Source organism: Herbaspirillum sp. NPDC087042, from assembly GCF_044745245.1.
In the GTDB taxonomy this organism is placed as follows: Bacteria; Pseudomonadota; Gammaproteobacteria; order Burkholderiales; family Burkholderiaceae_D; genus Herbaspirillum.
In genome coordinates this window covers 75,859-89,358 of sequence record NZ_JBIUZW010000011.1, presented here as the reverse complement: position 1 = coordinate 89,358, position 13,500 = coordinate 75,859, and the positions used below count along the sequence as shown (strand labels likewise).

Sequence of the window (13,500 nt, the reverse complement as noted above, 5' to 3'; positions counted from 1 at the left end):
GTGATACCATCGCCGGCATGAGCCCATCTGCCAGTACGAATGCCTCTTCCCGCCATGAACTGAAGGTCGCCGACTCCCTCGACGAGGTCAGCGCGCAAGACTGGCAAGCGCTCACGCAGGGCAATCCCTTCGTCGGCCATGGCTTCCTGCAGGGCTTGCAGGACACCGACTGTGCAGTGCCCGATGCCGGCTGGTATCCCAAATTCCTGCTGCTCTATCGCGACGCCGTCCTGGTGGGCGCGGCACCCTGCTATTTCAAGACCCATTCGCGCGGCGAGTTCGTGTTCGACCATGGCTGGGCCGATGCCTTTGAGCGCCATGGGCGCGAGTACTACCCCAAGCTGGTAGTGGCGGCGCCCTTCACGCCCGTGCAGGGACCGCGCCTGCTGGCGGCCGATGAGCAGGCCCGCACGGCGCTGGCCCAGGGGATCATCGCCCTCACGCGCTCGGGCTCGGCATCCTCGGCCCACGTGCTGTTCGTGGAAGACGCCGACCGCGAGGCCCTGCGCGAGGCGGGCTTCATGATCCGCGAGGCTGTGCAGTTCCATTGGACCAATGCCGGCTATGCGACGCTGGACGATTTCCTGGCCAGCCTGCACCAGGAAAGGCGCAAGAAGATCCGCCAGGACAGCCGTTACGTGGCCCAGGCCGGGATCGCCTACCAATGGCTGGAAGGCGAGGCCCTGACCGACGAGCACCTGGTGTTCTTCTATCAGTGCTACTGCAACACCTACCGGGAACACTGGTCTTCGCCCTACCTGAGCCTGGCGTTCTTCCGCCAGATGCATCGCGACCGCTCGCTGCACCTGGTGCTGATGCTGGCGCACCGGCAGGGTCAGCCGGTGGCCTGCGCCCTGAACGTGCTGGGGGCCGATATCCTCTACGGCCGCTACTGGGGGACGACCGAGTTCGCCCGCGGCCTGCACTTCGAGACCTGCTACCTGCAATCCATCGCCTATTGCATCCAGAACGGCATCGGCGCCTTCGAGGGTGGTGCCCAGGGCGAGCACAAGATGGCCCGCGGCCTCTTGCCCACCAAGACCTATTCGGCCCACTGGATTGCCGACCGGCGCTTTGCCGAGGCCATCGGCGACTTCCTGGAGCGCGAGACGGTGGCCATGGACCGCTTCGTGGAGCAACTGGAGGACAGTTCGCCCTTCAAGCGCCAGGCCTAGCGGAACAGAAACGATACACATGCGATAATCCGGGCTCTGCCCCTGTGGAGCGGGCCGGGTGCGTACCTCCCAGGCGTGCGCCCAACATGAAGGGCGCGCGTCGGCGCACGGGCGACCCGCGCAGAGCACAAGAATACGAGAGCACGAAAGCACGAAGGCAAGATATGCAAAGCGATTTCTTCAATCTCTACAGCCATGGTTTCGCCCGCGTCGCGGTGGCGGTGCCGGACTGCAAGGTGGCCGATCCCGGCTTCAACGCCGAACGCACCATCGCCCTGGCCGAGCAGGCCGCTGCCCGCGGCGCGGTGCTGGTGTCCTTCCCCGAGCTGGGCCTGTCGGCCTATAGCTGCGAAGACCTGTTCCAGCAGCGCGCCTTGCTGGAGGCGTCGCTGCAGGCCCTGCAGTCGGTGGTGACGGCATCCTCGCGCATCCCCGCCGCGCTGGTGGTGGGCATGCCGCTGAAGGTGGACCACCAGCTCTATAACTGCGCCGTGGTCATCAGCGCCGGCCGCATCCACGGCGTGGTACCCAAGAGCTACCTGCCCAACTACAGCGAATTCTACGAAGCGCGCCAGTTCAGCAGCGCCGATTGCGCCGTCACGCGCAGCGTCACCCTGCTGGGCCAGGAGGTGGGCTTTGGCAGCCAGCTGCTGTTCGATATCCGCAATATCCCTGACTTGCGCTTCCACATCGAGATCTGCGAAGACGTCTGGGTGCCGATCCCGCCGTCGTCCTTTGCCGCCCTGGCCGGGGCCACCGTGCTGGTGAACCTGTCGGCCTCCAATATCGTGGTGGGCAAGTCGGGCTATCGTCATCAACTGGTGGCGCAGCAGTCGGCGCGCTGCCTGGCGGCCTACCTGTATTCCTCCGCCGGCAATGGCGAATCGACCACCGACCTGGCCTGGGATGGCCAGGCCCTGATCTGCGAGAACGGCGAGCTGCTGGCCGAGTCCGAGCGCTTCGCCGAGGGCGGCCATGTGATCTATGCCGACATCGACCTGGAACGGCTCTCGCGTGAGCGCTTCCACCAGACCACCTTCGGCCAGTCGGTACGCCGCCATGCCGAGGAAGTGCGCAAGTTCGAGGTGGTCGGCTTCGAGGTGCAACTGCCGCAACAGCAGCAGGCGCTGCCGCTGCAACGCCGCGTGGCACGCTTCCCCTATGTGCCGGCCAATGCCGAGCAGCGCGAGCTGCGCTGCCGCGAGGTCTACAACATCCAGGTGCAGGCGCTGGTGCAGCGGCTGTCGTCCGCGGGCCTGAAGAAGGTGGTCATCGGCGTCTCCGGCGGACTCGATTCGACCCATGCGCTGCTGGTCTGCGCCAAGGCCATGGACAAGCTGGGCCTGCCGCGCGCCAACATCCTGGCCTATACCATGCCCGGCTTTGCCACCAGCAGCCGCACGCTGGTGCAGGCGCACCAGCTGATGACCCAGGTCGGCTGCACGGCCCGCGAGATCGATATCCGTCCCAGCTGCGAACAGATGTTGAAGGACCTGGACCACCCTTACTCGCGTGGCGAGCCGGTCTACGACATCACCTTCGAGAACGTCCAGGCCGGCGAGCGTACCAACCACCTGTTCCGCCTGGCCAACCACCAGGGCGCCATCGTCATCGGCACCGGCGATCTGTCGGAGCTGGCGCTGGGCTGGTGCACCTATGGCGTGGGCGACCATATGTCGCACTACAACGTCAATGCCAGCGTCCCCAAGACCCTGATTACCCACCTGGTACGCTGGGTGGCCGAATCGGGCTCGCTGGAGCTGACGCAGCCGGAAGTGCTGGTCCACATCCTGGAAACCGAGATCAGCCCCGAGCTGGTGCCGGGTGCTACGGCCGGCGAGCCGGGTCAGCGTACCCAGGACTTCATCGGGCCCTATGAACTGCAGGACTTCAGCCTGTACTACATCCTGCGTTACGGCTTTGCCCCCAGCAAGGTGGCCTTCCTGGCCCACAGCGCCTGGCATGACCGCGAGGCCGGCCATTGGCCGGACGGCCTGCACGGGGCGCACAACGAATACAGCTTGCCGCAGATCAAGAAAAACCTGGGCATCTTCGTCTATCGCTTCTTCAAGACCAGCCAGTTCAAGCGCTCCTGCGTGCCCAACGCGCCCAAGGTCGGCAGCGGTGGCTCGCTCTCGCCGCGTGGCGACTGGCGCGCGCCCAGCGATGGCGAGGCCACGGTCTGGCTGGAGGATCTGGCCCGGATTCCGGACCTGGAGGCCTGAATCCAGGTTTTTTGCGCTGCCACATGCTCGCAGAGGTTGAAAGCGGCGGGCGCCTGATTGACAATGCGCAGGTGGGCAGGGAGGCCCGGCCCTGACGCCAGGATAATAACAACGCAGCAACCGATATTTACCAGATCGTTTCTTTACGACATATCAAGAGAGGAATTGCCATGAAACAAGTGACCGCCATCATCAAACCGTTCAAGCTGGACGAGGTGCGTGAATCCCTCGCCGAGGTTGGCGTCACGGGCCTGACGGTCACCGAAGTGAAGGGCTTCGGTCGCCAGAAGGGTCATACCGAGCTCTATCGCGGCGCCGAGTACGTGGTCGATTTCCTGCCCAAGGTCAAGATCGAGGTGGTGGTCGATGCCAAGGTGGTCGAGCAGGCCGTGGATGCCATCATCAAGGCCGCCCGCACCGGCAAGATCGGCGACGGCAAGATCTTCGTCCAGGAAGTGGAGCAGGTCATCCGTATCCGTACCGGCGAGACCGGCCCGGACGCCGTCTGATCCTTGTCCCGCAGCAAGAAAGACCGGCCGCTGGCCGGTTTTTTTACGTCCATCGCCGGCTCCTGATGTGCCAGCAGGTGTTGCAGGGTGTTGCGCGGCCGTGTTCCGGGTTGCGCCAGATTGACACAGCCTGACTGCGTGTCGCCGCGGCCAGCCGCGCCCACCGGGCCTGGCGCGGCTGGCATGCGACTTGCCCCTGATGGGGATGAACGCCCGCCCTGGCAGCCACGGCCGCCCGAGTTGCGCGGGGTTTCAAACCATAACCATCGGAGACGACATGAACCTGGCAGACATCAGCAAACTCGGCGTACGCGACCCGTTCAAGCAACGCTACGACAACTTCATCGGCGGCAAATTCGTCCCGCCGGTCAAGGGGGAATACTTCGAGAACATCAGCCCGGTGATCGGACGCGCCTTCTGTGAAGTGGCCCGTTCCAGCACCGAAGACGTGGAACTGGCCCTGGACGCCGCCCACGCCGCCAAGAAGAGCTGGGGCAAGACCTCGCCCACCGATCGTGCCAATCTGCTGCTGAAGATCGCCGATCGCATGGAAGCCAACCTGGAGCTGCTGGCCACCGCCGAGACCCTGGACAATGGCAAGCCCATCCGTGAAACCATGGCCGCCGACATCCCGCTGGCCATCGACCATTTCCGCTACTTCGCGGCCGCCGTGCGTACCCAGGAAGGCAGCATCGGCACCATCGACAACGATACCTACGCCTATCACTTCCATGAGCCGCTGGGCGTGGTCGGCCAGATCATCCCCTGGAACTTCCCCATCCTGATGGCGGTGTGGAAGCTGGCCCCGGCGCTGGCCGCCGGCAACTGCGTGGTCCTGAAGCCGGCCGAGCAGACCCCGGCCTCGATCATGGTGCTGATCGAACTGATCGCCGACCTGATCCCGCCGGGCGTGCTCAACATCGTCCAGGGCTTTGGCGTGGAAGCCGGCAAGCCGCTGGCCTCCAACAAGCGCATCGCCAAGATCGCCTTCACCGGCGAGACCACCACCGGCCGCCTGATCATGCAGTACGCCTCGCAGAACCTGATCCCGGTGACCCTGGAGCTGGGCGGCAAGTCGCCCAACATCTTCTTCGCCGACGTGATGGAGCGGGATGACGACTTCTTCGACAAGGCGCTGGAGGGCTTTGCCATGTTCGCGCTGAACCAGGGTGAGGTCTGCACCTGCCCCTCGCGCGTGCTGGTGCAGGAGTCGATCTATGAGCGCTTCATCGAACGCGCCCTGAAGCGCGTGGCCGCCATCAAGCAGGGCAACCCGCTGGACAAGAGCACCATGATCGGCGCGCAAGCCTCGCAGGAGCAGCTGGAAAAGATCCTCTCCTACATCGACATCGGCAAGCAGGAAGGCGCCAAGGTGCTGACCGGCGGCGGTCGCGAGACGCTGGGTGGCGACCTGGCCTCGGGCTACTACGTCAAGCCGACGGTCTTCGAGGGCAACAACAAGATGCGCATCTTCCAGGAAGAGATCTTTGGCCCGGTGGTCTCGGTGACCACCTTCAAGGATGAGGAAGAAGCCCTGGCCATTGCCAACGACACCCTCTACGGCCTGGGCGCTGGCCTGTGGACCCGCGATGGCACGCGCGCCTTCCGCATGGGTCGCGAGATCCAGGCCGGTCGCGTGTGGACCAACTGCTACCACCTCTATCCGGCGCACGCGGCCTTCGGCGGCTACAAGCAATCCGGCATCGGACGTGAAAACCACAAGATGATGCTGGACCACTACCAGCAGACCAAGAACCTGCTGGTCAGCTACAGCCCCAAGGCGCTGGGCTTCTTCTGATCTCCGTTTGACTCCTTGATGCAAGGCAGCTTCGGCGCCGGACCGCGTTGCGGCCGGCGCCGCTTTTACATGCAACCCGACAAGGGAGGGCAACGATGGCAGCATCGCAACGGGTAACGGCCACCGAGGCCACGGTGGCACTGCTGCGCCAGTTGAAGGCGCGGCATGGCGAGCTGATCTTCTTCCAGTCCGGCGGCTGCTGCGATGGCAGCGCACCGATGTGCTATCCGGCGGGAGATTTCACGTTGGGCGATACCGACGTCCATCTGGGCGAGATCGATGGGGTGCCGTTCTATATCGGCGCCGACCAGTTCGAATACTGGAAGCACACGCAACTGATCATCGATGTGGTCAATGGAAATGGAGGCATGTTCTCGCTGGAGAACGGCAGCGGCAAGCGCTTCCTGACGCGCTCGCGGCTGTTTTCCGATGAGGAGTATGACGCCCTGGCGCCGCTCAGTGCTCGCGTGACTTGAGGCGGCGGTAGATCGTATTGCGCGACACCCCCAGCGCCTTGGCGGCGGCGCTGACGTTGCCGCCATGGGTGCGCAGGGCGCGTTCGATGGTGGCCCATTCATTGTCCTCGATGGACAGCGATGCGGGCCGCTGCTCCCTGGCGAGCTCATGCAGCGGGGCCGCTGAGCCGGCTTCCTCCAGGAAATCGTCGGGCAGGTGGTGCAGGCCGATGGCGGCCTCGCCGTCGGCCATGGCCAGGGCGGTGCGCACCAGGTTGGCCAGTTGCCGCAGGTTGCCGGGCCAGCGGCTAGCTATCAGCAAGGCCTCCACCTCGGCATCGAAGCGCGGCGCATCGGCACCGCCTTCCTGCTGCAGGATCTGGTAGGCCAGCTGCGCCAGGTCGCTGCGTTCGCGCAGCGCCGGCAGGCGCACCTGCAAGCCATTGATGCGGTAGTAGAGATCTTCGCGGAAGGCGTGGCGCGCGGCCATCTCGCGCAGCGGCTGGTTGGTCGCGCACACCAGCGCGAACTCCACCGGGATGACCCGGTTGCTGCCCAGCGGCGTGACCGAACGCTCCTGCAGCACGCGCAAGAGGCGGCCCTGCAGGGCCAGCGGCATGTCGCCGATCTCGTCGAGGAAGAGGGTGCCGCCCTGGGCCTGGGCGATCTTGCCGATGGATCCCTTGCGACGTGCGCCGGTGAAGGCCCCGTCTTCATAGCCGAACAGTTCGGCTTCGATCAGGTTTTCCGGGATGGCCGAGCAATTCACCGCCACGAAGGGCGCTGCGCCGCCCCGGCTCTGGGTGGCGCCAAAGCGCGCGCTGGCGCGGTGGATGGCCTGCGCCAGCCATTCCTTGCCGGTGCCGGTCTCGCCGGTGATGAGCACGGGGATGTCGCGATCGATGACCTTGCGCAGCTTGGCGATGATAGCGCTCATGCGGGCGTCGCCGGTGTCGAGCGCGGCCAGGTCGGGACGGGCTGTGGTGGGCGCCGGACGCTGTTGCGCCGGTAGCGGCAGGGCGGCGCCGGCCGGATTCGCTCCGGGCGCTTCGATGACGGCTTCACGGGCATTCTGGAAGTGCTGGTCGCGCAAGCGTAGCTCGGCGCGACCATGGATGCGGATGCCATTGTGCAGGCACAGCTCCAGCAAGCCGGAGGCAGCCTTGCGGTGGTGCTCGAAGAGCAGCGACAGCGGCACCCCGAAGAGCGATGCGAAGGTATGCGATTGCAGCGCCGCCAGCGACAGTCCCAGCTGGAACTGCGCGCTGCGATTGGCGGCCAGGAAGCGCCCGCCGGGCGTGAAGCTGACGATACCCTCCACCAGCGTGCCGACGAATTCGGCGCGGCTATGGAAGTGCAGGGTGAGGCAATCGGGGAAGCTGCCGGCCAGCAGGTGGTTCTCGATCATCTGCGCCGACATGCGCACCAGCGCCATGGTGTGCTTGTGGAAGCTGCCGCATTCGCCCGAGACATCCAGCACGCCCAGCACCTGGCCGCGATGGTCGAAGATGGGCGCGGCCGAGCAGGTCAGGAAGCCATTGGCATCCAGGTAATGCTGCTGGGCATGCACTGTGGTGGGTTTTTGCTCGAATAGCGCCGTGCCGATGGCATTGGTGCCGCGCAATTGCTCCGACCAGCGTCCACCCGGGCCGAGTGCCACGCGATCGGCCTTGGTCAGGAAGTCGCTGTCGCCCTGGGTATGCAGGATGGTGCCCTCGGCATCCGAGAGGATCACCATGCTATGGGTATTGCGGATCTGGTCGTAGAGGGTTTCCATGACCGGCCGGGCATGGCCGGAGAGGACCTGGTTGGCTTCCAGCATCTGCGCCAGGTCGGCGCGCGAGAGCTGTTCCAGGTCGGGGCGCTGGCCGCGCGTGATGCCATAGGACGAACTGCGCTGGTGCGAGCGTTCGATCGCCTGCAGGTCCGGCATGCCATCGGTCGTGGCCTGCAGCAAAGGCGTGGCGCCCAGCAATGCACCGGCGCCGGGCCGGTTTGCCTGGTGGTATTGCATCCTTGTCTCCTTGGAACCTGTCCGGTTCGGGCTCCCCCTTTGTTATCGCTTTCTTGTGTTTCGGGAAGCCGGGGGTGAACAAGCATACCCGATTAACGCGGCACCGGGATAAATTGAAACAGCATTTGCGGGCGGGCCGAAGTGAAGGCAAAATACTGTTCATTCATACAGTATTGTTGAGTCCGACGTGGCCCGTTTCCCCAAGTTTCCGCAAGGCATCGCTACTCCTTTTCCGGAGCAGCCGCAGCCTCCGAGCGATGATGATCCGACCCTGACGCCGGAGGGCTTCGTGCATCGGCCGCAGGTCGCGCAGAAGGGCCGGGGCGCGGTGACCAACTTGCGCGGGCGCTATGAATCGGTGAACCGCGAAGCGTTCGACGATGGCTGGCAGGCGCTGGACTTTGTCGACAGGTCCGCCGGCTCGGCGGCATCGGTGGAAGAGGGAGGGGAAGATGGGGACGACGGCGACGAGCCGCCGCGCCTGAAGACCATCGTCACCGAGGAACAGGCCAGGTCCATCATCAGCCGCAACAGTTCGCCGGACCTGCCTTTTTCGCTCTCGCTCAATCCCTATCGCGGTTGCGAGCACGGCTGCATCTATTGCTTTGCCCGGCCCTCGCACAGCTACCTGGGCCTCTCGCCGGGGCTGGATTTCGAGAGCCGCCTGGTGGCCAAGACCAATGCGCCCGAGCTGTTGCTGCGCGAACTGGCGCGGCCGTCCTACCAGCCCGACACCATCACGGTGGGCATCAATACCGACGCCTATCAGCCCATCGAGCGCGAGCGCCAGTTGACGCGCCGCATACTGCAGATCCTGCACGACTGCGAGAACCCGGTGGCGCTGATTACCAAATCCTCACTGATCGAGCGCGACATCGACCTGCTGGCCGCCATGGCGGCCAAGCGCCAGGCCATTGCCGCGGTCACCATCACCACCCTCGATGGCGCCATTGCGCGCACGCTGGAGCCGCGTGCGGCCAGTCCGGCGCGGCGCCTGCGGGTGATCCGTACCCTGGCCGAGGCCGGCATCCCGGTGAGCGTGTCGATTGCGCCGGTGATCCCCTTCGTGACCGAGCCGGATCTGGAACGGGTGATGGAGGCGGCCGTCGAGGCCGGGGCGCGGCAGGCCGGCTATATCGTGCTGCGGCTGCCATGGGAGGTCAGCCCACTGTTTCGCCAGTGGCTGCAGGCGCATTTCCCGGACCGGGCGGCGCGGGTGATGAACCGCATCCAGGACATGCGCGGCGGCAAGGATTACGATGCCGAATTCTCCACCCGCATGCGCGGCACGGGCGTCTGGGCGGACCTGTTGCACCAGCGCTTCGAGAAGGCCAGCCAGCGGCTGGGCATCGATCACCGCAACCGTGCCTTTGCCACGCTCGATGCCAGCCGTTTCCGGCGGCCTCAGGTGGTCCCTGCCGCGCCGGCCGGGCGCGCCAATGACCAGCAGCTTGACCTGTTCTGAGCCCATGCGTCGACGCCGGCTGCTACACTGCGCGCTTTGATCGCATCCCCTCTCTTTGCATGCACACCCTGGAACAATTGCGCAGCGGCGCGCTGGCCGGCATCACGCGGCTGTCGCTGTCCTGCGGCTTGCGCGAATTCCCGCGCGAGATCTTCACGCTGGCCGATACGCTGGAAATCCTCGACCTCAGCGGCAATGAACTCACCAGCCTGCCCGATGACCTGCCACGCCTGACGCGGCTGCGCATCGTCTTCTGTTCCGACAATCCCTTCACCGAACTGCCGGCCGTGCTGGGGCGCTGTCCCGCGCTGGAGATGATCGGCTTCAAGGCCAACCGCATCGCGCATGTGCCGGACGAATCCCTGCCGCCTTCGCTGCGCTGGCTGGTGCTGACCGACAACCGGATCAGCCAACTGCCGGCCAGCATCGGTCGGTGCACGCGTCTGCAAAAGCTGATGCTGGCCGGTAACCGCCTGAGCACCTTGCCACCGGAGCTGGCGGCCTGCCGCAATCTGGAGTTGCTGCGCCTGTCGGCCAATGCGCTGGCGGCGTTTCCGCACTGGCTCTTGACCTTGCCGCGCCTGAGCTGGCTGGCCATGGCCGGCAATCCCTGGTGCGCGGCGGTGGAAGAGGGCGCCGATCGCGACGTCCAGGTGACGGCGATCGACTGGAAGGATCTGCAATTGGAGGACAAGCTGGGCGAGGGTGCCTCCGGCGTGATCCATGCTGCACGGTGGACGGCGGGCGAGCAGAGCCAGTCGGTGGCGGTCAAGCTCTTCAAGGGCGCCGTCACCAGCGACGGCCTGCCCGAGCGCGAGATGGCCGCCTGCATCATGGCCGGCAGCCATCGCGGGCTGATCCCCGTGCTGGGACGGCTGCAGGGGCATCCGCAAGCGGTGCAGGGCCTGGTGATGCCGCTTATTGCTGCCGATTTCACGACCCTGGCCGGTCCGCCCAGCCTGCAATCCTGCACGCGTGATGTCTACGCGCCAGGTTTTAGCCTGGCCTGGACCCAGGTGCTGGCCATTGCGCGCGATATCGCCTCGGCGGCGGCGCACCTGCATGCCCAGGGCATCGTGCATGGCGACCTGTACGGCCACAACATCCTGCATCGCGAGGGAGAAGCCTTGCTGGGGGATTTTGGCGCCGCATGGCTCTACGATCCGGGGCAGGCGCACGCCTGGGGTATGCAGGCCATGGAAGTACGGGCCTACGGCTGTCTGCTGGACGAATTGCTGGCACATGGCCAGCCTGACGATGCGGCGGGCCAGAAGCAGCGCGCGACCCTGGCCGGCTTGCGCCAGGCCTGCCTGTCTGCCGATGTCGCAGCGCGACCGCACTTCGAGGCCATCGTGGCCATGCTCGATACGCTGGCCACGTCCTGAAATGGCCGGTGGTGTGCTGCGGGCCTAGGCCCGTTCGCTGGACTTGAGCAGCACCACCAGCGCGCCGGCGCCACCATCGGCGGCGCGTGCCTGGCAGAAGGCCATGACCTCATCCTTCTGGGCCAGCCAGTTGCGCACCTTGTGCTTGAGCACGGGCTCCTTGTTGACCGAGCCCAGTCCCTTGCCGTGGATCACGCGCACGCAGCGCAGACCGCGCCGGCGCGACTGGCGCAGGAACTCGCCCAGCGCCTCACGGGCCTGGTCGCGGCGGTAGCCGTGCAGGTCGAGCTGGGCCTGGATCACCCAGTTGCCGCGACGCAATTTTCCCAGTACGTCGGCACCGACGCCGGGGCGGGCGAAACTGAGGTTTTCATCGCTGTCCATCAGCGTCTCGACGGTGAATTCGTCGGAGAGCGATTCCAGCAGGGCCGCCTGTTCATCGGCCAGGTGCTGGCGGGCGATGGGCGCCGGTGGCACCAGCGCATGGTGCGCCGTGTCGGCCGTCTTGGGTCGCAGTGGCGCTATCTGGCCAATACTGTTGCGAAAGAGATTGGCTTCCTCGCGGGCCTGCGCGGCCTGGCGTTGTTGTTGCGCCAGCGCTTCGGCACGCGCCTTTTCCTGTTCCTTCAAATCCTGGCGCAATTCCTTGAGCGCCGAGAAATCCTTCATTGTCGCCATGACAGCCACCCAACCCTGTAGCGAATGTTTCCTGAGCTGGCTACTGTATCAGAAGCTCGTCATGACTTCAGCTCTGAAGTGATATCTGTGAAGCTGTACGGATCAGCCGCAGGCGACCTTGATGATGATTTCGCCGGGATCGACATGGATGTTCAGGCGGCGGGGATTGAAGTCCATGGTGGCGGCGTCGCCCGGCTTGAGCACGCGCGTGTCGCTGGCGCCCGATTCGGCTTGCGCCTGGCGCTCCACGTAGCCACTGAGGTTTTCACCGATCAGGTGCTCGGCCTTGGCGGCATCGCAGCGACCGGAGGCGGCCGTGTCGCTGGCCTGGGGTTCGCGGGAGGCACTACAGGCGGCCAGGACGACAACCACGCCCAGCAGGGCAAGCAGGCTCTGGGTGGCAGGAGTGAGGCGGGGCACAGTGTTTTCCTTGTTCGTTATAGTTGATAGAGTGAAAACAAAAAAAGCCGGAACGATCACTCGTTACCGGCTTTTTGACGCCCTGACTGGCTACGAGTTCTCGCAGCGCAGCAATTTATCACGAATTGTCACGAATTTATTCGAGACCTTCCAGATAGCGTTGTGCATCCAGTGCCGCCATGCAGCCGGTACCGGCGCTGGTGATGGCCTGGCGATACACGTGGTCCTGCACGTCACCGGCGGCGAACACGCCTTCGACGCTGGTTGCCGTGGCGAAACCTTCGGTGCCGGTGCGGGTCTTGAGGTAGCCGTTGTGCATCTCCAGCTGGCCCTCGAAGATGCTGGTGTTGGGCTTGTGGCCGATGGCGATGAACAGGCCGTGCACCGGGATCTCGGTGATGGCGCCGTCCTGGGTCGACTTGATCTTGATGCCGGTCACGCCGCTGTCGTCGCCGACCACTTCATCCAGGGTCGAATGCCACTGGATGGCAATCTTGCCTTCGGTGACCTTGTGCAGCAGGCGGTCGATCAGGATGGGTTCGGCGCGGAACTTGTCGCGGCGGTGCACGATGGTGACCTTGCTGGCGATGTTGGAGAGGTACAGGGCCTCTTCCACGGCGGTGTTGCCGCCACCGACCACGGCCACTTCGCGGCCACGGTAGAAGAAGCCGTCGCAGGTGGCGCAAGCCGACACGCCACGGCCCATGAAGGCTTGTTCCGAGGGCAGGCCGAGGTACTGGGCCGAGGCGCCGGTAGCGATGATGAGGGCGTCGGCCGTGTATTCGCCGCTGTCGCCGATCAGGCGGAAGGGGCGTTCGGACAGCTTGGTGGTATGAATGTGATCGAAAATGATCTCGGTATTGAAGCGCTCGGCATGCTGCAGCAGGCGCTGCATCAGTTCCGGGCCTTGCACGCCCAGCGGGTCACCCGGCCAGTTTTCGACGTCGGTGGTGGTCATCAGCTGGCCGCCTTGCTCCACGCCGGTGACCAGCACCGGGTTGAGGTTGGCGCGCGCGGCGTAGACGGCGGCGCTATAGCCGGCGGGGCCGGAGCCGAGAATCAGGACCTTGGCATGTTTGGGCGTGCTCATAAGCTACTCTTTGTATGTTGTGGGTTCACCCCTCCAGCTGGAGGCGACACCCGGGATTTCAATTCCTGACCGCGAACCGCCGCCGGCGGCCGACCAGGAGACGACTCTGGTGCATCTGATGTGCATGATTGGCAGCGCCAGACTGATTGCCGCGCTGCAAAACGGGTAAGATTATAGTCCAAGCCATTCGGCCGGCCGATGGAATTACGCTATGTCGCCGATAGTCGGCACGGGTAGGCAGCTGATGCAGGTGAGTTTGCAGCAAGACAAGAACGATAGCGGGAAA

At 65.1% G+C, this 13,500-nt stretch carries 11 protein-coding genes; 7 read left to right on the top strand and 4 right to left on the bottom strand.

Annotated features, from left to right (window positions below; all coding sequences use genetic code 11):
• The first annotated feature begins 17 nt into the window (after positions 1-17).
• The 5 genes from ACIPHN_RS15985 (at position 18) to ACIPHN_RS15965 (ending at position 6,183) form a co-directional block, all read left to right on the top strand.
• Positions 18-1,175, top strand: coding sequence for a GNAT family N-acetyltransferase (locus ACIPHN_RS15985; protein WP_400437709.1), 1,158 nt, complete (start codon positions 18-20; stop codon positions 1,173-1,175).
• A 164-nt stretch (positions 1,176-1,339) separates the two neighbouring features.
• Positions 1,340-3,400, top strand: coding sequence for an NAD(+) synthase (locus ACIPHN_RS15980; protein WP_400437707.1), 2,061 nt, complete (start codon positions 1,340-1,342; stop codon positions 3,398-3,400).
• 170 nt (positions 3,401-3,570) lie between these two features.
• Positions 3,571-3,909, top strand: a complete 339-nt coding sequence (locus ACIPHN_RS15975) for a P-II family nitrogen regulator (RefSeq protein ID WP_400437706.1) — start codon at positions 3,571-3,573, stop codon at positions 3,907-3,909.
• Positions 3,910-4,186: 277 nt separating this feature from the next.
• Positions 4,187-5,707 (top strand): aldehyde dehydrogenase, encoded by a 1,521-nt coding sequence (gene adh / locus ACIPHN_RS15970; protein ID WP_400437704.1) that lies wholly within the window; start codon positions 4,187-4,189, stop codon positions 5,705-5,707.
• Between the two features lie 95 nt (positions 5,708-5,802).
• A complete protein-coding gene (locus ACIPHN_RS15965) occupies positions 5,803-6,183 on the top strand; it encodes a DUF779 domain-containing protein (protein ID WP_400437702.1) in 381 nt (126 codons plus the stop codon).
• On the opposite strand, the gene ACIPHN_RS15960 is transcribed toward ACIPHN_RS15965, so the two are convergent.
• Positions 6,164-8,176 carry a sigma-54-dependent Fis family transcriptional regulator gene (locus ACIPHN_RS15960; protein ID WP_400437700.1) on the bottom strand — a complete coding sequence of 671 codons (2,013 nt, stop codon included), beginning with the start codon at positions 8,174-8,176 and terminating at the stop codon, positions 6,164-6,166. The genes ACIPHN_RS15965 and ACIPHN_RS15960 overlap by 20 nt on opposite strands.
• Positions 8,177-8,363: 187 nt before the next feature.
• On the opposite strand from ACIPHN_RS15960, the gene ACIPHN_RS15955 reads away from it, so the two are divergent.
• Positions 8,364-9,641: a PA0069 family radical SAM protein gene (locus ACIPHN_RS15955; RefSeq protein WP_400437698.1), complete on the top strand. Its 1,278-nt coding sequence runs from the start codon at positions 8,364-8,366 to the stop codon at positions 9,639-9,641.
• Positions 9,642-9,700: 59 nt separating this feature from the next.
• A complete protein-coding gene (locus tag ACIPHN_RS15950; RefSeq protein ID WP_400437697.1) occupies positions 9,701-11,026 on the top strand; it encodes a leucine-rich repeat-containing protein kinase family protein in 1,326 nt (441 codons plus the stop codon).
• A gap of 24 nt (positions 11,027-11,050) precedes the next feature.
• Here ACIPHN_RS15950 and ACIPHN_RS15945 read toward each other — a convergent pair whose 3' ends face one another.
• The 3 genes from ACIPHN_RS15945 to trxB all read right to left on the bottom strand — a co-directional run bounded on the left by ACIPHN_RS15945 (position 11,051) and on the right by trxB (position 13,214).
• On the bottom strand, positions 11,051-11,704 hold the full coding sequence (locus ACIPHN_RS15945) for a Smr/MutS family protein (protein WP_400437696.1): 654 nt from the start codon (positions 11,702-11,704) through the stop codon (positions 11,051-11,053).
• Between the two features lie 102 nt (positions 11,705-11,806).
• Positions 11,807-12,124 (bottom strand): I78 family peptidase inhibitor, encoded by a 318-nt coding sequence (locus ACIPHN_RS15940; protein ID WP_400437694.1) that lies wholly within the window; start codon positions 12,122-12,124, stop codon positions 11,807-11,809.
• Positions 12,125-12,260: 136 nt separating this feature from the next.
• Positions 12,261-13,214, bottom strand: coding sequence for a thioredoxin-disulfide reductase (gene trxB / locus ACIPHN_RS15935; RefSeq protein ID WP_400437692.1), 954 nt, complete (start codon positions 13,212-13,214; stop codon positions 12,261-12,263).
• Positions 13,215-13,500 lie beyond the last annotated feature (286 nt).

Excerpts from the sequence above, each read along its gene's own strand:
- ACIPHN_RS15985 (WP_400437709.1), top strand. The coding sequence starts at position 18 with ATGAGCCCATCTGCCAGTACGAATGCCTCTTCCCGCCATGAACTGAAG.
- ACIPHN_RS15980 (WP_400437707.1), top strand. The coding sequence starts at position 1,340 with ATGCAAAGCGATTTCTTCAATCTCTACAGCCATGGTTTCGCCCGCGTC.
- ACIPHN_RS15975 (WP_400437706.1), top strand. The coding sequence starts at position 3,571 with ATGAAACAAGTGACCGCCATCATCAAACCGTTCAAGCTGGACGAGGTG.
- adh (WP_400437704.1), top strand. The coding sequence starts at position 4,187 with ATGAACCTGGCAGACATCAGCAAACTCGGCGTACGCGACCCGTTCAAG.
- ACIPHN_RS15965 (WP_400437702.1), top strand. The coding sequence starts at position 5,803 with ATGGCAGCATCGCAACGGGTAACGGCCACCGAGGCCACGGTGGCACTG.
- ACIPHN_RS15960 (WP_400437700.1), bottom strand. The coding sequence starts at position 8,176 with ATGCAATACCACCAGGCAAACCGGCCCGGCGCCGGTGCATTGCTGGGC.
- ACIPHN_RS15950 (WP_400437697.1), top strand. The coding sequence starts at position 9,701 with ATGCACACCCTGGAACAATTGCGCAGCGGCGCGCTGGCCGGCATCACG.
- ACIPHN_RS15945 (WP_400437696.1), bottom strand. The coding sequence starts at position 11,704 with ATGGCGACAATGAAGGATTTCTCGGCGCTCAAGGAATTGCGCCAGGAT.
- trxB (WP_400437692.1), bottom strand. The coding sequence starts at position 13,214 with ATGAGCACGCCCAAACATGCCAAGGTCCTGATTCTCGGCTCCGGCCCC.